The organism is uncultured Limosilactobacillus sp. (assembly GCF_934202235.1).
GTDB lineage: Bacteria > Bacillota > Bacilli > Lactobacillales > Lactobacillaceae > Limosilactobacillus.
The window spans coordinates 1-18,644 of record NZ_CAKPXS010000013.1; the positions used below are offsets into that span (position 1 = coordinate 1).

At 49.4% G+C, this 18,644-nt stretch carries 19 protein-coding genes; 2 read left to right on the forward strand and 17 right to left on the reverse strand.

Annotation, left to right across the window (positions count from 1 at the left end):
* The 10 genes from Q0E49_RS03200 to Q0E49_RS03245 form a co-directional block, all read right to left on the reverse strand.
* On the reverse strand, positions 1–279 hold a 279-nt coding region (locus tag Q0E49_RS03200; protein ID WP_295746516.1), incomplete at its 3' end, for a prolipoprotein diacylglyceryl transferase family protein.
* Positions 269–1,225 carry an HPr(Ser) kinase/phosphatase gene (gene hprK / locus Q0E49_RS03205; RefSeq protein WP_295746517.1) on the reverse strand — a complete coding sequence of 319 codons (957 nt, stop codon included), beginning with the start codon at positions 1,223–1,225 and terminating at the stop codon, positions 269–271. The genes hprK and Q0E49_RS03200, both read right to left, overlap by 11 nt.
* Positions 1,226–1,237: 12 nt before the next feature.
* Complete coding sequence (locus Q0E49_RS03210; protein ID WP_295746518.1) at positions 1,238–1,585, reverse strand: phage holin family protein; 348 nt, start codon at positions 1,583–1,585, stop codon at positions 1,238–1,240.
* Positions 1,582–1,926, reverse strand: a complete 345-nt coding sequence (locus tag Q0E49_RS03215) for a PspC domain-containing protein (protein WP_295746519.1) — start codon at positions 1,924–1,926, stop codon at positions 1,582–1,584. Before Q0E49_RS03215 ends, Q0E49_RS03210 begins: the two co-directional genes overlap by 4 nt.
* Positions 1,927–1,973: 47 nt before the next feature.
* Positions 1,974–3,090 (reverse strand): peptide chain release factor 2 gene (gene prfB, locus Q0E49_RS03220; protein ID WP_295746520.1). Its coding sequence is split into 2 segments (ribosomal slippage): positions 1,974–3,017 and positions 3,019–3,090, totalling 1,116 coding nucleotides; the frame shifts between segments, so codons are not numbered across the junction.
* Between the two features lie 71 nt (positions 3,091–3,161).
* Entirely contained in the window at positions 3,162–5,525 is a 2,364-nt protein-coding gene (gene secA / locus Q0E49_RS03225) for a preprotein translocase subunit SecA (RefSeq protein WP_295746521.1), read from the reverse strand.
* Positions 5,526–5,746: 221 nt separating this feature from the next.
* Entirely contained in the window at positions 5,747–6,289 is a 543-nt protein-coding gene (raiA, locus tag Q0E49_RS03230) for a ribosome-associated translation inhibitor RaiA (protein ID WP_295746522.1), read from the reverse strand.
* Positions 6,290–6,423: 134 nt separating this feature from the next.
* Positions 6,424–6,852, reverse strand: coding sequence for a phosphoribosyltransferase family protein (locus tag Q0E49_RS03235; RefSeq protein ID WP_295746523.1), 429 nt, complete (start codon positions 6,850–6,852; stop codon positions 6,424–6,426).
* Between the two features lie 52 nt (positions 6,853–6,904).
* Positions 6,905–7,060 (reverse strand): hypothetical protein, encoded by a 156-nt coding sequence (locus Q0E49_RS03240; RefSeq protein WP_295746524.1) that lies wholly within the window; start codon positions 7,058–7,060, stop codon positions 6,905–6,907.
* A 24-nt stretch (positions 7,061–7,084) separates the two neighbouring features.
* A complete protein-coding gene (locus Q0E49_RS03245) occupies positions 7,085–8,419 on the reverse strand; it encodes a helicase-related protein (RefSeq protein ID WP_295746525.1) in 1,335 nt (444 codons plus the stop codon).
* A gap of 50 nt (positions 8,420–8,469) precedes the next feature.
* On the opposite strand from Q0E49_RS03245, the gene Q0E49_RS03250 reads away from it, so the two are divergent.
* On the forward strand, positions 8,470–9,099 hold the full coding sequence (locus Q0E49_RS03250; RefSeq protein ID WP_295746526.1) for a YigZ family protein: 630 nt from the start codon (positions 8,470–8,472) through the stop codon (positions 9,097–9,099).
* A gap of 119 nt (positions 9,100–9,218) precedes the next feature.
* On the opposite strand, the gene Q0E49_RS03255 is transcribed toward Q0E49_RS03250, so the two are convergent.
* From Q0E49_RS03255 to Q0E49_RS03270, 4 genes are all read right to left on the reverse strand, one after another.
* Positions 9,219–11,057: an APC family permease gene (locus Q0E49_RS03255; RefSeq protein ID WP_295746527.1), complete on the reverse strand. Its 1,839-nt coding sequence runs from the start codon at positions 11,055–11,057 to the stop codon at positions 9,219–9,221.
* A 190-nt stretch (positions 11,058–11,247) separates the two neighbouring features.
* Positions 11,248–12,888, reverse strand: a complete 1,641-nt coding sequence (groL, locus tag Q0E49_RS03260) for a chaperonin GroEL (RefSeq protein WP_295746528.1) — start codon at positions 12,886–12,888, stop codon at positions 11,248–11,250.
* A 51-nt stretch (positions 12,889–12,939) separates the two neighbouring features.
* Complete coding sequence (gene groES / locus Q0E49_RS03265; RefSeq protein ID WP_295746529.1) at positions 12,940–13,224, reverse strand: co-chaperone GroES; 285 nt, start codon at positions 13,222–13,224, stop codon at positions 12,940–12,942.
* A 199-nt stretch (positions 13,225–13,423) separates the two neighbouring features.
* Positions 13,424–14,059, reverse strand: a complete 636-nt coding sequence (locus tag Q0E49_RS03270) for a redox-sensing transcriptional repressor Rex (RefSeq protein ID WP_295746530.1) — start codon at positions 14,057–14,059, stop codon at positions 13,424–13,426.
* Positions 14,060–14,230: 171 nt separating this feature from the next.
* Here Q0E49_RS03270 and abc-f point away from each other — a divergent pair, with 171 nt between their 5' ends.
* The gene (abc-f, locus tag Q0E49_RS03275) at positions 14,231–16,165 is read left to right on the forward strand and encodes a ribosomal protection-like ABC-F family protein (protein WP_295746531.1); all 1,935 of its coding nucleotides are present in this window, start codon (positions 14,231–14,233) and stop codon (positions 16,163–16,165) included.
* Between the two features lie 30 nt (positions 16,166–16,195).
* Here abc-f and tsaD read toward each other — a convergent pair whose 3' ends face one another.
* The 3 genes from tsaD to tsaB are packed head-to-tail and all read right to left on the reverse strand — an operon-like array spanning position 16,196 to position 18,507.
* Positions 16,196–17,233: a tRNA (adenosine(37)-N6)-threonylcarbamoyltransferase complex transferase subunit TsaD gene (gene tsaD, locus Q0E49_RS03280; RefSeq protein ID WP_295746532.1), complete on the reverse strand. Its 1,038-nt coding sequence runs from the start codon at positions 17,231–17,233 to the stop codon at positions 16,196–16,198.
* Complete coding sequence (rimI, locus tag Q0E49_RS03285) at positions 17,226–17,795, reverse strand: ribosomal protein S18-alanine N-acetyltransferase (protein WP_295746533.1); 570 nt, start codon at positions 17,793–17,795, stop codon at positions 17,226–17,228. The genes tsaD and rimI overlap by 8 nt, the downstream gene beginning before the upstream one ends.
* Complete coding sequence (gene tsaB / locus Q0E49_RS03290; RefSeq protein WP_295746534.1) at positions 17,779–18,507, reverse strand: tRNA (adenosine(37)-N6)-threonylcarbamoyltransferase complex dimerization subunit type 1 TsaB; 729 nt, start codon at positions 18,505–18,507, stop codon at positions 17,779–17,781. Before tsaB ends, rimI begins: the two co-directional genes overlap by 17 nt.
* Positions 18,508–18,644 lie beyond the last annotated feature (137 nt).

Genomic DNA, 18,644 nt, shown 5'->3' on the forward strand with positions numbered 1-18,644 from the left:
TCCACCGTCCCAGATAGCGATGATTTCGGCTGGATGGGTGACGTAGTATGACCACTGAAAAGCAACGTAATAAACTCGCGCACAGATAATCGCTACCGGAAGGGACCAGAGTAGTAAACCATAAAAGTAATCTTCGTCGATCCCCTGGCGCCGCCCTTCGCGGACACACAACCAAAGAGCCAGGAGCACCGCAGTGCCAATAATAACGCCATACCAGTGAACTGCTATGGGTCCCCACTTAATTGCCACCGGATCAATTGCCGTCAAATTATTGTTCATGCTTCTTCTTCGTGTCCCTTTCCGAATTCTGCTTAATCAGTGAATTCAGGTTCCGGTCAAAAGTTTCGGTCGCATCATAGCCCATCGTCTCGGCACGGAAGTTCATCGCCGCTGATTCAATAATAATTGCCAGGTTACGACCAGTCTTGACCGGAATCGACACTTGCGGAACAACAACACCCTGGATTTCCCGATGGTCGCCACGGTCGCCTAACCGGTCAAACTGTGCATCCGGCGTCCAAGTTTCCAGGTGAACAATGAAGTCAATGCTATCTGATGGCATCACTGCCGCCGTCCCGTACAGGGTCATTACGTCAATAATCCCAATCCCGCGGATTTCCATCAGGTGGTTCAGGATTGCTGGCGCTTGACCAACGAGCGTCTGTTCATCCAGCGCGTAAACTTCCACCCGGTCATCGGCTACCAGCCGGTGTCCACGTCGCACCAGTTCCAGGGCAGTTTCACTTTTCCCCACACCTGAATCACCAGTAATCAGTACGCCGATCCCATTGATATCGATTAATTCACCATGAATCGACTGGCGATCAGCCAACCGCCGGGTGAGGTAGTTGGTCATGTTACTAATGGCCCGTGAGGACGTCTGGTGGGTCCCCAGGATTGGGATGTGGGCATCCGCTGCTGCCTTTTTCAGTTCAACGGGGATTGGCAGGTCCGTGCTAATCACAAAGCACGGCGTCCGTGGGGTACACATTTTCGTCATGTATTCCCGCCGATGATCTGCCGTCAGATCCTTAGCAAACGATGTCTCCGTAATCCCGAGCAATTGGATCCGCTCGGCAGGATACTTAGTAAAATAACCCGCAAATTCTAGTGCTGGCCGGGAAATGTCCGCGGTGACAATTGGCCGCTGCAAGTACTTTTCGCCCTGCAAAACCTTCATGCGAACCTTCTTGACCATTTGTTCAACGGTTACACTTTCAACCACGTTAAATCCCCCCTAGTCCACAAACAGACCACTAATGACCGCATTGCATAACGACATTAAAAGTGCTATCAACAGCGATGCACCAAACGATGAAAAGTAGAACCGTTGGTTGCTCACTACGGCTGACGTCAACTGTAGCATCACCGCGTTTAAGATGATGGAAAACAGCCCCAGTGTCAGAAGATTGATCGGCAGTGAGAGCAGCCACAAGACTGGTCGGACCAGCACGTTCAGAATGGCCAGGACGATGCTCGCTAATAAGGCGACTCCAAAGCTGGAAACATAAAACAAGCCAGTACTAGAAAAAATGTACGTGAGGATTACAAACAAGATGGTGTTAATAACAATTCCGCGAATCATTGATGGTCCACCTTCTTTTCATCAACATCCTCTTCGTGAACGTCATGTAGCTGTTTCCGCTGCGGCTGTCGGTTAAACGGGTTGTTTCCCTGAGAAAACAACCGGGTTAACATCCCAATAAGTCCGTTATCGTGTGGGTCCGGCGGAATAATGAGTGCCATCATCAAATAGATCAGCACTCCCGGAAAAATTCCGGACACCGCGGTCAAAATAACATAAAGAACCCGCAAGATTGAGCTCTTGATATGTAAATACTGGCCAAAACCACCCAAAACACCGGTAAGGTAACGGTCAGTGGAACTCCGGTAAAGCCGACGGTGCTGTTCTTCCCGTTTTGCCATCTCTGCCAACTCCTTTCTCAAATCATTACTGATGCCTGTTTAACCGCTTATTGCGGATTCTTTTGACTGAGTTGCCACTGCAGGTAGGCATCAATAAATGGATCTAATTCGCCATCCATGACCCCCTGCACATCATGAGTTTCGTGCCCACTGCGGTTATCTTTAACCAGGGTATAAGGGTGAAAGACGTAGGAACGAATCTGCGAGCCCCAACCAATGTCTAGTTGCTTCCCCTCGATTTTGGCGCGCTGCTCAGCCTTCTTTTGTTCCTCTAATTCATAGAGTTTTGACTTCAGCATATTCATGGCTGTTTTTCGGTTCTGCAACTGTGACCGTTCAGCTTGCGAAGAAACAACAATCCCCGTTGGCAGGTGGGTAATGCGAACCGCAGAACTAGTCTTGTTAACGTGCTGACCACCAGCACCGCTGGACCGGAAGACATCCACTCGCAAGTCATCCGGATTAATGTCGACGTGAATCGATTCGTCTAATTCCGGCATGACATCCACCGAGGCAAATGACGTGTGCCGCCGTGAGGCAGCATCAAACGGCGAAATCCGTACCAAGCGGTGAACACCTTTCTCAGAGCGCAAGAGGCCATAGGCATTATGCCCTTCGATCAGCAAGGTCACTGACTTAATCCCCGCTTCTTCACCGGCTTCATAGTAGGCCAATTCGACTTTGAAGCCGCGCTGGTCTGCCCAGCGCATGTACATCCGCATCAACATTTCACCCCAGTCCTGGGCTTCTGTTCCCCCAGCCCCCGGGTGAATTTCCAGGATGGCATTCTTGGCGTCATACTTCTCGTTAAGCAATTGGGCTAAGCGGTAATCTGCCAACTGCTCCTTCGTCTTTTTAAAATCATCCGCAAACTCCGCTAGCAAGTCAGCGTCTGGCTCTTCTTTTAGCAACTCGACTGATGTTTTGAGGTCCGCAACTGCATCGCGCAAACCAACGTAATTATCGCGTTTTTCCTTCATTGCGTTGCTCTCTTCAATGACTCGCTGGGCTTTTTCATTATCGTTCCAGAAATCCGGTTGGGCCATTTGCTGTTCGCGTTCAGCAATCTCTTCGTCTAGCGCATCCAGGTCAAAGAGACCTCCCGAAGCGCGCAATCTCTTTTTGCATGGCTTCTATCTCTCGGCTTGCGTCACTTAACTCCACTCCAAAAACCTCTCTTCCAAAAACGGGGCAGAAATGCACATCACTGCTCATCCCCGTCCCGCTAACTTTGCTTAACGTGTTACGTTTTGCCGAATCTCCGACTTCATAAAGAGCCGGGTAGTTTCGTATTCAATGTCAGCAATCGTTTCCTCAAACATGTGGTAGCCGGCTGTCTGGTATTCCACCAGCGGGTTGAGTTGTCCATATCCTCGCAGCCCCACAGATTGACGGAACTGGTCCATCACGTCAATGTGGTCGGTCCAGTGAGAATCGACAACCCGCAAGATAACCACTTTTTGAAATTCCAGCATTTGTGAGTCGTCGTAAAGTTGTTCTTTTTTCTCGTCATAAACCTTTTCAGCAAGACTCATCAGGTAGTCCACCAACTCTTGTTTGGACTTCCCTTTCAGGTCGTCAACACTGATCTGATCCGGCTTGACAATTACTTCCACGGCAAAATCAACTAACTCGTTGAGTTTCCAGTCCTTTTGGTCGCCCAGTGTATGCTGGTCCACTTCCCTTTCGATGGTTCGCTTAACCATTGGCATGAGAACCCACTTCAGCGACTTTTTCTCGGTAATCACCTGCTGTCGTTCCTTGTAGATGATTTCCCGTTGCTCCCGCATAACGTCGTCGTATTGCAGGACGTTTTTCCGTGAGTCATAGTTGTTACCTTCAACCCGCTTCTGGGCTGATTCAACCTGGTGGGTCAGGAAGCGACTCTTGATCACGGCATCTTCTTCAGAAACGTTCATCCGCGACAGGAAGTTCTTGATCCGGTCACCACCAAAGCGCCGCATCAAGTCGTCTTCCAGTGACAGGTAGAACTGTGACAAACCAGGGTCACCCTGTCGACCTGACCGTCCCCGCAGCTGGTTATCAATTCGCCGTGATTCGTGACGTTCAGTCCCAATCACTGCTAAGCCGCCAAGTTCCTTGACCCCGGGGCCAAGCTTAATATCGGTCCCCCGGCCGGCCATGTTGGTCGCAATCGTCACTGCCCCCACCTGGCCGGCATTCTTAATGATGTCGGCTTCCTTTGCATGGTTCTTCGCGTTCAAAACAACGTGCGGAATGTGTTCCTTATCTAACAACTTGGACAGGTATTCTGAAGTTTCAACGGCGACCGTCCCGACCAGTACTGGTTGCCCCTTTTCGTGAAGCTTCTTGATCCGGGCAACAACCGCTCTAAATTTGCTTTGCAAAGTCGGGTAAAGAAGGTCCGGCTCGTCTTTCCTGGCTACAGGCCGGTTAGTCGGGACGGAGATCGTTTGCATATTGTAAATCTCACGGAATTCTTCTTGTTCCGTCTTGGCCGTCCCCGTCATCCCTGCCAGCTTGTGGTACATCCGGAAAAGGTTCTGGTAGGTGATGTTTGCCATCGTCTTGTTTTCTTCCTGGATTTGCACGTGTTCCTTTGCTTCAATTGCCTGGTGCAAACCATCAGAGAACCGGCGTCCCTGCATAATCCGGCCGGTAAAGGAGTCGACAATCATGACTTCGCCGTCCTGGACCACGTAATCCTTATCCTTGAGCATGATGTAGTTAGCCCGCAAGGCCTGGTCCAAGTGGTGAGTCAGCGCCGTGTTTTCCGGATCATAAAGGTTCTTCAAGTTAAAGTATTGTTCTGCCTTCTTAATCCCCGAATCGGTCAGTGAGACGGTCTTAGACTCCAGGTCAACCTTGTAATCAAGGTCCTTCTTGAGCTTTTTGACGAACCGGTCGGTCTGCTGGTAAAGCTTCGAGGTTCCCGAACCAGGACCTGAAATGATCAGCGGCGTCCGTGCTTCGTCAATAAGGATAGAGTCCACTTCGTCGACAATGGCGTAATTAAGTCCCCGTTGGACCTGGTCTTCTTTATAGACCGCCATGTTATCACGGAGGTAGTCAAACCCAATTTCACTGTTCGTCGAGTACATGATGTCTTGCTGGTAAGCCTGCCGCTTCTCGTCTGGCGACTTTTCAGCACTGTTAAACCCAACGGTACAACCAAGCCAATTGTATAGCTGACCCATTTGAGTGGCGTCACGTTTTGACAGGTATTCATTGACCGTAATAACGTGAACACCCTTACCAGTCAGTGCGTTTAAGTAAACCGGCATCGTCGCCGTTAACGTCTTCCCTTCACCAGTTTTCATTTCGGCAATATTGCCTTCGTGGAGGACAATCCCCCCCATAATCTGGACGTGGAAAGGGTAAAGGCCTAATACCCGCTTGGCGCCTTCCCGGGCTACCGCAAAGGCCTCCGGCAATAACTCATCGAGTGTTTCGCCATTCTTGATTCGCTTTCTGAATTCAGGTGTCTTCGCCTGCAGCTGCTCGTCGGTCAGCTCTTCCATCTGCTTGGCGTAGCTCTCGACCTTGTTAGCGATTTTGTCCAAGCGCCGCAATTCGCGACGGTCGCTTTCAATCCATTTTCTCAGTATGTTTGCCATGTAAGCGTCCTTCCCCATTAGCAAATTTGCTGCCAAAATGGTTTTGTGCCCACTTCGGCATTATCAATTAAATACAGTTTATTTTACCATGCACAGCAGTTATTGAGAACCAATTTACTTGCTTGAAGCGAAAAAGATTAGTTAATACAAAAAGCCGGCGCAATAACTGCACCAGCCTTGTCTAAGTCACAATTAAATTACTAACGGGTTCATCCCGCGGCTTAGTCGATTTCGATCAAACCGTAGCGGCCGTCCTTCCGACGGTAAACAACACTCGTCCCGTCGGTGTCGGCATCTTGGAAAATGAAGAAGTCGTGGCCAAGCATATCCATCTGCAGAACCGCTTCTTCTGAGTCCATCGGCTTCAGCGAAATCTGCTTAGTCCGAACAATCTTCAAGTCATCTTCTTGTTCGTTAGAGTCGTCATCCTCGACGAATTCTGGCCGACGAAGACCCGTTTCCCGTGATTTCCGGTTAACCTTAGTCTTGTACTTACGGATTTGCCGCTCAAGCTTATCCGTTACCAGGTCAATGCTGCCGTACATGTCGTTTGAAGTTTCTTCAGCCCGCAACGTTAAGAATGGTAGCGGAATCGTTACTTCAACCTTGTATGAACGGTTCGTGTAAACCTTCAAGTTCACATGAGCAATCGCCTGCACGCTGTCATCAAAAAACTTCTGCAGCTTGCTAATTCGCTTAATCACGTAGTTACGGATTGCTTCAGTGACCTCAACGTTCTCACCACGAATATTAAATGTTAGCATTGCAATTCTCTCCTTTCAGTCCAAGCGCAATCGCTTGTTCTGATATCAGAAGGACCACTCTTCTCATATCCTGTCTTTATTATAGTGTAGTTTTCAGCGATTAACAACGAAAAAGGAACCGTTTTCGTAAAAGCTTAACCAGCTAGACTTAAACTTTTCACACTTTTGGCCCCCGCTTGTCGTAACAAACTGGCGCCATAATACATTGTGCGACCAGTTGTATAAACATCATCGACCAGCAATACTCTTTGACCATTCACTTTCTGACGGGCTTCCTCACTGAACCAACCAAACGGCTGTTGAATTGCCAATCGTTCTTGACGACTCCGACTTGACTGGGGACGCTTCTGGCGTTTGCGCACTACCAGAAGGTTAGCCAGGGGGCATTCGACTAAGCCGGCCACTTGGTTGAAGCCACGACTTAACCAGGTGGACTGCGAAACGGGGATTGGCACGACTAAGTCAGCTGCCACCTGCTTAACCTGGGCCGTCATGATTTCACTGAAAACGAGCCGGAGCAGGTAATCCCCTTGAAACTTATAACGGTGCATATAGTCTTTCATCGCTTGGTTGTACTGAAAAAGGCACCGGTGGCTAAGATGCCAGCCCATTTTTTCATCCCACCACTGACACTCCGCGCACAAAGGCACTCCTTGTGTGGTTCGCCCACACCCCTGACAATGTGGCGACAGATAAGGGCGAAATTGAGTTCGACATTCCTGGCAAACCATTTCGTCCTTCCGGCAACCCCAGCCCAACAATTGGTGCCACGAAAGCTGCAGTGGCAACTGGCGGTTACATAATAGACAATTCATTCTTGAGTCGCCTCCCACGCTGGTTGAGGGCAGTAATCTGTCGACGCGCGTTATTAACCCGGCGACAACAACTACTGACCCAGAAACAAACATTCCCCGTGGGCCGTTCTTTCGCTCTCCCCACACGACCAGCAATTTGAACCAGTGCGGATGAGGAAAAGACCGGGTCATCAGCCCCCAGTACGCCGAGATCAATACCAGGAAAAGTCACGCCCCGCTCGAGAATCGTCGTGGTAATGAGAGCTTGTACTTGGTGCTGGCGCATTGCTGCTACTTTGGTGAGACGTTGTGGATCGGCGGCATAAACAGTCTTCAGCTGGAGATTGGGGTAAGCCTTCCTAATCTCATTAGCGACTGGTTCCAGGTCCGCAACGTGAGGAACAAACAACAGAAAACGCCGTCGCGTTGCCACCCACTGTTTTAGTTGTCGGTGGACCGCTACTGGCAACCGCCCGCGATGAAGTTGCTTTCGCCAGTTACCAACCAATATTTCTTTTATTGATGGCAAGGGGTGACCATGGTAGCGGAGCGGGAGGTAGGAAACTGCCATTTGTTGTCGCCGAATTTCCCGCAACAAAACCGGACCGGGCGTTGCCGTCATCATTAATAAACCGCCATCTTTTTTAACCGCCTGCCCAGTTGCAAAAAGCAGTGCCTGATTACTCGCGTAGGGAAATGCGTCAACCTCATCAACCACCAGGTTATCGAAGGCATGGTAGAAACGTAAAAGCTGGTGTGTCGTGCAGACCGTCAACTGCCGGTAGTGGTACTTTTCCTCTTGACGGCCATGCAGCAGGGCAATTGGCACCCCGGTGAACGCCTTTTGCAACCGCGGAAACAATTCTAAGCAAACATCGACACGTGGTGATGCCACGGCAACCCTTTCCCCGCGCCCAATCGCTGCTGACAATCCCGCAAAGATCATCTCCGTTTTCCCGGCACCGGTAACCGCCCACAACAGCTGCCGCTGGTGGTTCGCCATCCCCTGGCAGACAACAGCTGACACCCGCGCCTGCAGTGGTGAGAGCTGACCATGCCAACTTAATGGTTGTCTTTGCACCGGAAATTGATTTGGTTCGGCTACATGGTAAAATTGAGCTAACGTGCTTACCCGTCCCAGCTGCAGACAGTGCCGGCAGTAGTACTGCTGATGCGGCAAGGCTGCTTCACTTTTATTACTAACGGTATTACAACGGAGACACCGCACAGTCGTCGCTGCGATTTCCATTGTTGGCATGACCGTGACCCCTGGTTCAGCGGGGACTGTTGTTTGGGTGGCGAGTACTCGCCGTCCGTAATAATCACTCAATGCCATGTTCTCCCTCCTCGTTTGATAGATACGAGAAAAGAAAGGATCTTCAACTAATGTTTTTAACCATTGCTCGTGATGCCGAATACGAACAAGTAATTAAAAAGTCGCGCTTCATCTGTAATCTTGCGCGAATCAACAGTGAAGAAGACGCGCGCTCCTTGATCGACAAGGTCAAACAGCATCACCGGAAGGCCACTCACCACTGCTTTGCTTACCTGGTAGGTGACCACGATGAGGTCCAACGGGAGAGCGACAATGGCGAACCAAGCGGGACGGCGGGCGTCCCGATCCTCGAAGCGCTCCAAATGAAACACCTCCACAACGTTGTCGCTGTCGTCACCCGTTACTTTGGGGGAACCAAACTTGGCGCTGGCGGACTCATCAGGGCATACAGCAACACTACCACCGGTGGTGTTACGGCAGCCGGAATCGTCAGCCGCATTCAGCAACAGGTTTTGTTAATTGATTGTCCCTACGCTTTGCACGACCAATTGACTTATTATTGTCAGCAACACCAGCTGGCGATCGACCACGAAGACTTTGCCGCCTCCGTAACCATGACTGTGTTTGTTGATCAAGCAACCGCTGACCAACAAAGACAGGCTTTGACAGCCCGCTTTAATAACCAGTTAACCATCAAAGATGGTCCCCGCCGGTTCCGCGAAGTGCCATTTCATGATTAAACCACCGGCACCGTCAACACACGGTGCTGCTTTTTAACTCTTCTCGTCACCCGGCATGTTAGTTCCAGTTACTCAAAAAGGGTAAAGGTGTTCATTGCACCCTTACCCTTTAATCTTGTCTATTCATGCAAGTGATAGTTATAGTTGGAAACGATAATATTTTCTCGTGAGTTCAGCAGCGCCCGCAGCCGCAAACTCGTCTGGTTATGAAGGGCCATTTGCCACGGCTTTTTTGGCACAAACTGCGGCACCATGACCGTCACTGAGTAATTGCGTTCAGCGGCCTTCTTGGCGATCTCATCGACAAACCGTAGTGTTGGTTTGGCGATTGACCGGTAAGAGGTATGCAGGTCAACAAAACGGACATCCGGGTACTCAGCCTTAAATTCGTTTGCCGTTTTATGCTCTTTCTCCCGGTTTTCGTCGAAGGACACGTGCATTGCAATAACGTAATCACCAATGGAGCGTGCGTAATTAACCGCCCCCCTGGTTACCCGGGTAACGTTACCAACCAGCACGATGACGGTTGACCCATCATAATCATGTAGCTGAACCTTCGTCTTTTCTGCCACCCGCAGCTGTTTGGCCACGCTAACGTAGTGGTGATGAATCTGATGGAACATGTATAACAAGATCGGCATAATGATCAGATATGGCCAGACATTGTTGAAATGTTGCCAGAAGAGTGCAGCAACCAGGCACAAAGAAATTAGTGCACCGACCAGGTTGATGAACGACTTACCCAGCCATAAGCCATCCCGCTCGCGGAACCAGTGAATGATCATTGCGGATTGAGAAAGGGTAAACGGCACGAAAACCCCGACCGCATAAAGCGGAATCAACATATTGGTTTGACCGTGGAACAAGAGGATTAAGACGATCGCTCCCACCGCCAGCGAAATAATCCCGTTAGAGTAGCCCAGCCGATCACCACGATCCATAAAAGCGTGCGGCAAAAACTTATCCTTGGCCATATTATAAGCCAGGATCGGGAAGGCGGAAAAACCGGTGTTCGCTGCCACTGCTAAAATCATGGCTGTTGATAACTGTAAAAGGTAAAATCCCAAACCGTGTCCGCCAAAAATTTTCGTCCCGATTTGTGAGAGGACCGTGACTTTTTGGTTAGGGACAACCCCTAAGTAAAAGCCGAAGAAGATGATGGCAATAAAGAAGAAAGCCAGGATAGCACTCATAATTGCCAAAGTCGTCGCAGCGTTCTTCTCCTTGGGTTCATTAAAGTTTGGCACAGCGTTGCTGACCGCTTCAACACCGGTTAAAGATGATGAACCTGCTGAGAAGGCCCGGACGAATAGCACAAAGGTCATCCCGGTAATGGGCGTCCCGTAGTCAGCTGGCGCCTGATAAGTGATCTTGCCGGTGGCAACGTTGAACGCACCAACCGCGACCATCACGAACATCATCACGACAAAGAAATAAACGGGAACCGTTAGGAAGTTGGCGCTGTCGCTCATTCCCCGCAAATTCATAAACATAATCATGAGAACGATTAAGATGGAAATTGGTACCGAGTACTTGTACAAGGCGGGAATGGCCGAAGTGATAGCCTCCGTCCCGGAAGTGGTCGAAACCGCCACCGTCAGCATATAGTCAACCAGCAACGACCCACCAGCAATTAAACCACCGGTCTTTCCCCAGTTAGTGGTGGCCACCACATAGGCGCCCCCACCACTCGGGTAAGCGTGAATGATCTGCTGGTATGACAGCGTAATAGCCAACAACAGTACCAGAACAATTGCAGCAATCGGAATGGAGTACCAGATTGCCATTGCAGACAACGTAACCAGAACCGTCACAATCTGTTCAGGACCATAAGCCACAGACGAAATAGCGTCCGATGACAGCATGGCCAGTGCCTTAAACTTCGTCAAGCTGCTTTGTCCTGTATCAAGGCTCTTCAGCGGCTTACCGATTAATACGCGTTTTAAATAACGCCACATATCTTTATCCTCCCATAGAAAGTCACTGTGCTATTTTACAACAGTTAGCCGGCGAAAAGCTACACCACCAGCAAAAAAGACAGCAACCGAGCTATTGAGTGTCGCTTGATGAACCACTAAGATCATTCTGTTCAAGCAAAAAAGGCCTCGTCAACTGACGAGACCTTAGTTATTTCATTAAGGCAATTAATTACATTGCACCGCCCATGCCTGCAGGAGCACCCGCAGCGGCACCAGCATTGTTGTTATCCTTTGGTTCAGGCTTGTCAGCAACAACGGCTTCAGTGGTCAACAGTAATGATGAAACTGAGGCAGCGTTTTGCAGAGCTGAACGGGTAACCTTCGTTGGGTCAACAATCCCAGCATCAACCATGTCTTCAAATTCACCATCAGCAGCGTTGTAGCCAACACCCGGCTTCTCATTCTTCAAGTGATCAACGATGACGGATCCTTCAACACCAGCGTTTTCAGCAATCTGACGAACAGGTGCTTCCAGTGCTGCCTTAACGATCCGAACACCAGTCTTTTCATCACCTTCAGTATCGTCTTCAAGCTTTGCCAGCTCAGGGATCACATTGATCAGTGCAGTCCCACCACCAGGAACAAAGCCTTCATCAACGGCCGCACGGGTTGCGTTCAGAGCGTCTTCGATGTGGTACTTGCGTTCCTTCAGTTCGGTTTCAGTTGCGGCACCGACCTTAACAACAGCAACACCACCGGCCAGCTTTGCCAACCGTTCTTGCAGCTTTTCCTTGTCAAAGCTGGAAGTTGATTCGGCAATCGCCTTCTTAATCTGTTCAACTCGTTCTGCAATGGCATCCTTGCTGCCCTTGCCGTCAACAATCGTTGTCGAGTCCTTAGTAACCGTGACCTTGTTAGCTTGACCAAGTTGGTCAACAGTGACATCCTTCAGGTTCATCCCGAAGTCATCAGAGATGACGGTCCCACCAGTCAGAATAGCAATATCAGCTAATTGAGCCTTCCGGCGGTCACCAAAGCCAGGGGCCTTAACAGCACAAACGTTGAAGGTTCCCCGAATCTTGTTCAAAACCAGCGTCGGTAATGCTTCACCGGTAATGTCATCGGCGATGATCAGCAATGCCCGGCCCTGCTGAACAACTTCTTGCAGCAGTGGCAAAATATCTTGAATGTTGCTGATCTTCTTGTCAGTGATCAGGATGTATGGGTTGTCCAGGTCGGCTTCCATCTTATCGTTATCAGTGACCATGTACTGGGACATGTAACCACGGTCAAAGCTCATCCCTTCAACCACGTCAACACTGGTTTGGACCCCACGGGAGTCTTCGATAGTGATTACACCATCGTGACCAACCTTTTCCATCGCGTCAGCAATCAGCTTGCCAACCTTTTCATCGGCAGCAGAAATGGAAGCAATCTGGGCGATGTCGTCCTTAGTCTTAACGTCGTGTGACATCTTCTTCAGACCAGCGACTGCGGCCTGGGTTGCCTTGTCGATCCCCCGGCGAACACCAATTGGGTTAGCACCGGCAGTAACGTTCTTCATTCCTTCGTTGACGATTGCCTGGGTCAGGACAGTAGCAGTGGTCGTCCCGTCACCCGCAACGTCGTTAGTCTTAGAAGCAACTTCGGAAACCAGCTTGGCACCCATGTTTTCAAAGTGATCTTCCAGTTCAATACTCTTAGCGATGGTTACACCGTCGTTGGTAATCGTTGGTGCACCGTAGTGTTGCTCCAGCACAACGTTACGACCCTTTGGCCCGATGGTGGTCTTAACAGTGTTGGCCAGCTTGTCAACACCCTTCAGCATCCGTGAGCGTGCATCTTCAGAAAAACGAATTTCTTTTGCCATTATTTTGTCACCTCAAAATCAAATCTAACTTTAAGCAAACCCGATCAGTAGTTAGTCAACTACCGCAACGAGGTCCTTTTCGTGAACAACCAGGTACTTCTCGCCGTTGTATTCCACTTCATTGCCGGCGTACTTATCAAAGAGAACCTTGTCCCCTTCCTTTACGCTAGGCGTTACTTTTTGTCCATTATCAAGGAGACGACCTTCACCAACAGCAACTACCGTGCCAGTCGTTGGCTTGCCCTTAGCATTTGATGCCAGCACAATGCCGCCAACAGTCTTTTCTTCTTCCTCTTCGGCCTTCAGAACAACACGATCACCTAATGGCTTTAACACGTGAATCCCTCCATCTCAATAATTAATTTCAATCATTTAGCAGAATTAGCACTCATCTGCATTAAGTGCTAATCACATCTTCTACTATAACATGCTTACCCCAAATTGCAACAATTATTTGACCAATTTTGACTTTTCTTTTGAGTACAAAAAAAGCGTGGTCAGCAGACTGCCGCGCCACACCAGTATTATTGGACGATTACTCGTCCTTATTGTTTTCAATAAAGTAAATCAGTGTCTGTAACTCGTTCGTCAAGTCAATATTTTGAACCCAGACGTTCTTGGGAACATGAAGCCGAACTGGCGTAAAGTTCAAAATCCCATGAACCCCCGCTTCGACCAATTCGTCAGTAACGTGTTGAGATTCTGAACCAGGAACGGTTAAGATCACCACATCAATTTGCTGTTCCCGCAGCTGCCGTTGCATTTCACTGACTGGGTAAACTGGGATCCCACTTTTTACCCGGTTATCTAACTCCGGCTTCGGATCAAAGGCAGCACTAATTCGCAAGTTAGTGCTCTGGTGGAAGTTATAGTTCATCAACGCACTTCCCAGACTACCAACACCAACCAAGGCGACACTGGTCAGCTTATCCTGGTTGAGAATGCCCTTGAAAAAGTCTAACAGTTTATCCACATCGTAACCGTAGCCACGGCGACCAAGTTCTCCAAAATAGGAAAAGTCGCGCCGAATGGTCGCGGGGTCAACCTGAACGGCCTTTGACAGGTCATTTGATGATACCCGATGTTGCTGCGTATTATGCAGGACATTTAAATAGCGATAGTAAACCGGCAACCGTTTGGCCGTTGCTCGTGGAATCTTACGAGTTGCCATTTTATTTCCTCCGTTCAATTAGTTTGTGAATGTAATCTGCTTATTATTTTAGCAATTTATCGAAATATTGTGAATAGTTAATCAAAGGTTTTTAGTGATTCCATTCTCGCCCCTGAACTTGTCCATTTATGGTAGACTTGATTGTTAGAAAAAAACTAGGTTGAGGTTATTATGCTAATTTTACAAACCAAAAATGTCATGCGCCGTTTCGGTGCCGACGTCTTATTTGAGGACGTTAATGTTCAAATTGACGAGCACGCTCGCCTGGCCCTCGTCGGGCGAAACGGGGCTGGTAAAACCACCTTATTGAAAATGATTGCTGGAATCACCGAGCCGGACGAAGGGACCATCAGTAAGGCCAAGGACCTAACCATTGGTTACTTAGCGCAAGACCAAGGACTAGATAGTCAAAATACTATTTGGGCAGAGCTAGACACCGTTTTTGCACCCCTGCACCAGCTCGAAGCTGAAATTAACGACGCAGAAAAACAGGTTGCAACAGCGACAGCGGCCCACAATGATCACCTGGATGACCTATTAAAAAAATACGATCAACTACAAGAACGGTATAAGAAGGCCGGCGGCTTTGAATACCAGTCACGAATGCGCGGGATCTTGACTGGTTTTGGCTTCACCCCCGACATGGATTCGCTTGCCATCAATTCTTTATCCGGCGGTCAAAAAACCAAATTAGCTTTAGCTAAGATTTTATTGCGTCAACCGCAGCTACTTATCCTCGACGAACCAACCAACCACCTCGACATGAATATTTTGAGCTGGTTGGAAGATTATTTGAAGTCTTACCAGGGGGCACTGCTGGTTGTCTCACACGACCGTTACTTCCTCGACCGGGTAGTCAATGAAATCGACGACCTTGACAACCAAACCACTCGCCATTACCGCGGAAATTACAGTGCTTATACCAAGCAAAAACGTCAGTGGCTGAAAACGGCGACGAAACACTACCAGCAGCAACAGGAAAAAATTGCTAAATTGGAAGACTATGTTAATCGCAATCTGGTTCGTGCTAGCACTACCAAACAGGCGCAAGCGCGCAGACGACAACTGGCTAAAATGGACCGCATGGAAAAGCCAACGGCAGACACTTCTTCCATTCATTTCCACTTTCATGCTGACCATCCTAGTGGCAACGAAGTGCTCGACGTCCACGATTTAAAAATTGGCTACAATGACCAAATCCTTGCGGGCCCCCTCTCGTTTAGTGAACGAAAGGGGCAACGGATCGGTATCTTTGGTCCCAACGGTATTGGTAAGTCGACCCTTTTGAAAACCATCCTCCACCAGTTACCACCGATTGCCGGTGATATCAAACTAGGAGCCAGCCTGCAAATTGGCTACTACGACCAGGAACAGCAGCGTCTGCATCCCCAAAAAACGGTTCTCAATGAAATCTGGGATGACCACCCCGAAGTTCCCGAAGCTGATATCCGTTCACTCCTGGGCAGCTTCCTCTTTGTTGGGGACGACGTCTTCAAACCTGTCCACGCACTGTCCGGTGGGGAAAAAGCCCGGTTGGAGTTAACAAAGCTTTCCTTTGAGCCGATCAACTTTCTCCTGCTTGATGAACCCACGAACCACCTTGATATTGATAGTCGGGAAGTCCTCGAAACTGCTATCAATGAATTTGAAGGCACTGTCCTTTTCATCTCTCACGACCGTTACTTTATTAACCAGGTCGCTACTGATGTGCTAGACATGGCTAAAGATGGCATCACCCACTACGAAGGTAACTACGACGATTTTCTCGCCCAGCAGCAAGGTCAGCCAAGCGAAACCGTTAGTTCTCAACCAGTTGCCAGCACCGCCAGCAAAAAGAAGCAGGCCTACCAGCAAAGTAAACAGCAACAACGAGAACACCGGAAACTGCAACGGACGGCTGACCAGCTGGAACAACAACTAACTGACCTGGAACAGCAGCAAGACAAAGTGAAGAACCAAATGGCTCAGCCAGACGTTGCCACGGATATTGGCAAACTGACCGACTTGCAAAAGCAGCTGGACCAGCTGACCAGTCAAGCAGCAGCTGTTGAAGAACAGTGGACGATGGCGGCGATGTCGCTTGAAGAATTTGAAAAAGATAACTAAAAAACTGGCGAAACAATTCGCCAGCTTTTTTTATTCCTCCACGGGTGTCATTCGTGGAAACGATAATCCCGGAACAGCGTTCAAATCCCAGCCTGCCCGGTCACCATAGCGGTAGTTAACGGTCCCCGCGGCCCCGATCATTGCTGCATTATCACCGCAATATTTGAGCGGTGCCTGCAGGGTGGTCATCTCAGGAAATTCCTTCCCGAGGTCGTGCTGCAGTCGTTTTCGCAGACCATGGTTGGCCGCTACACCACCAGCCAGAATAAATTGTTCGGCCGGGTAGCGGTGAAGTGCTTTGATTGTTTTCTCCGCTAACACGTCCACAACGCTTTGCTGGAAACTGGCCGCCAAATCATACTTGTTCAATGTTTCACCCCGCTGGTGAGCATTATGGACGGTATTGATAAACGCACTCTTCAACCCGCTAAAACTAAAGTCAAAATTGGCTTCCTTTTCCATTGCCCGCGGGAAATGAAAAGTATCGTTACCCTTAGCAGCCCATTCGTCAACAGTTTTTCCTGCCGGATAATTAACTCCCATGACCCGACCAATCTTATCGTAAGCTTCGCCAGCAGCGTCATCGCGAGTTTCGCCAATAATTTGGTACTGGTGTTCTTCAACCATGTACACCAGTTCGGTATGGCCGCCAGAAACCAGCAGTGCCAGTTGTGGATACTTAAACTCGCCGACAAAGCGGGCGGCGTAGAGGTGGCCAGTCATGTGGTTAACTGGAACTAATGGCAACCCATGGGCCCACGCAACCGTCTTGGCAGCAGTGACCCCCACGAGCAACGACCCCACAAGGCCCGGGCCATAAGTGACCGCTACGGCTGATAACTGATCATATGACACTCCGGCTTCAGCCAATGCCTCATCAGTACACTTCGTAATCTGCTCAATGTGGTGGCGACTAGCCACCTCCGGTACGACACCGCCGAATCGCTGGTGACTAGCGATCTGCGTAGCGACGATGTTGGATAACACTTCCACCCCGTCCTTAATGACCGCCACACTCGTTTCGTCACAGCTCGATTCAAATGCCAGTATCAGTGTTGGTTCAGTCATTCTTCTCTTCCTTTCCCAGGGGACGCAGCATTTCAAGCGCATCCCCGTGATCATCTTCATAATAACCATGTTTAATTTTGGACTTTTGAAAGCCCAATTGCCGGTACAATCGTTGAGCACGACTATTTCTTACCCGTACTTCCAGACTCATCGTTAACATGCCATTTTCGGTTGAAACCTTTTCCAGTGCCCGTAGCATCGCGGTGCCAAGCCCCTGTCGTTGGTAACCAGGGGTCACCGCAATGTTAGTAATATGGGCGTCGTTTTTGACCCAGTTAAATGAGCAGCCGACAAAGCCAATAATATAATTATCATCAGTCGCCACCAGGTATAGCCGGTGTTGGCGTGACAATTCACTGGTAAAGGCTAAGGAGCCCCAGGGAGCGTATCCTTGGTAAACTCGCCGCTCAATTTCAACCATCGCCTCAATATCTCCACGCTGAGCTGGCTGCAAGACAATGGAACGGTCAGCTACCTGCAGTGTTTGCGGTGCAAAATAAACCGGGTGTCCTGCCAGCCCACTCGCGGCTCTTGCTAACCAGTGGTTAAACTTCCTGAACATAATTCCGGTGAGGAGCGTTGGGGTGCCGTTTCTTCCACTCCACTTCTGCCTCAGTAAGTAACAGGTAGTGCGGAACAAAGCCATTAATATCTTCAACTTGTTGCCGTTCTTTGCCCAGGAGAGCTAACTGGTAGGCAGCCGGCACTGCATAACCAGGCGCTAGCAGCTGAACGTTAGCAGGAAAGTTACCGGCAAAGTGTTGCTTAATTTTTCTGGTGAGTTGGCCGACCATGACCACTGGCTGTTGTTGATCAGCAAGTTGGTCAACCAGTTTGCTCATTGCGACATGAGTATCAGCAAACTGTTCTACTAGTTGGCCATCCTGCCAGCGGTAACCGCCAGCATAAACATTTCCCCGGCGAGCATCAAAGAATGGAACTACCAGCTGGTCGCTAACCGGCGGAACATTAGCCGCCAGGACCGCCAAGCTTGAAATACCGACAAGCTCACAGGAAAGGGTATCGGCTAGTACTTTGGCCGTCGTGACCGCAATCCGGACGCCGGTATAAGATCCTGGCCCTTGTGCAACGACGACTCGATCCAGGTCTCCCGGCTGCCAGTGAACTTGTTTCATTAACTGATCAATCGTCGGCAAGACGTAGATACTATGGTTTTTCACCATGTTATAGGTAGTTGTCGCCAATAAGTGGTCATCCTCAACTAATGCAATTGTCAGCGGGTGGTTGGACGTGTCAATTGCTAAAATTTTCACCGTAAACGCTCCTTTCATTTTTGCCTTCATCATCATACCCCAAATTACCAGTAGAGTAAAAAATCACCGACCGAGTAACAAGAAACCCCCAACGTTCAGCAACAACGTTGGAGGTATTATTTAGTTCTAATCTTGAA

Excerpts from the sequence above, each read along its gene's own strand:
- Q0E49_RS03245 (WP_295746525.1), bottom strand. The coding sequence starts at position 8,419 with ATGGCATTGAGTGATTATTACGGACGGCGAGTACTCGCCACCCAAACA.
- groL (WP_295746528.1), bottom strand. The coding sequence starts at position 12,888 with ATGGCAAAAGAAATTCGTTTTTCTGAAGATGCACGCTCACGGATGCTG.
- rimI (WP_295746533.1), bottom strand. The coding sequence starts at position 17,795 with ATGTTCAGGAAGTTTAACCACTGGTTAGCAAGAGCCGCGAGTGGGCTG.
- Q0E49_RS03270 (WP_295746530.1), bottom strand. The coding sequence starts at position 14,059 with ATGGCAACTCGTAAGATTCCACGAGCAACGGCCAAACGGTTGCCGGTT.
- tsaD (WP_295746532.1), bottom strand. The coding sequence starts at position 17,233 with ATGACTGAACCAACACTGATACTGGCATTTGAATCGAGCTGTGACGAA.
- Q0E49_RS03250 (WP_295746526.1), top strand. The coding sequence starts at position 8,470 with ATGTTTTTAACCATTGCTCGTGATGCCGAATACGAACAAGTAATTAAA.
- Q0E49_RS03255 (WP_295746527.1), bottom strand. The coding sequence starts at position 11,057 with ATGTGGCGTTATTTAAAACGCGTATTAATCGGTAAGCCGCTGAAGAGC.
- Q0E49_RS03235 (WP_295746523.1), bottom strand. The coding sequence starts at position 6,852 with ATGAAAGACTATATGCACCGTTATAAGTTTCAAGGGGATTACCTGCTC.
- abc-f (WP_295746531.1), top strand. The coding sequence starts at position 14,231 with ATGCTAATTTTACAAACCAAAAATGTCATGCGCCGTTTCGGTGCCGAC.
- secA (WP_295746521.1), bottom strand. The coding sequence starts at position 5,525 with ATGGCAAACATACTGAGAAAATGGATTGAAAGCGACCGTCGCGAATTG.
- Q0E49_RS03210 (WP_295746518.1), bottom strand. The coding sequence starts at position 1,585 with ATGATTCGCGGAATTGTTATTAACACCATCTTGTTTGTAATCCTCACG.
- Q0E49_RS03215 (WP_295746519.1), bottom strand. The coding sequence starts at position 1,926 with ATGGCAAAACGGGAAGAACAGCACCGTCGGCTTTACCGGAGTTCCACT.
- raiA (WP_295746522.1), bottom strand. The coding sequence starts at position 6,289 with ATGCTAACATTTAATATTCGTGGTGAGAACGTTGAGGTCACTGAAGCA.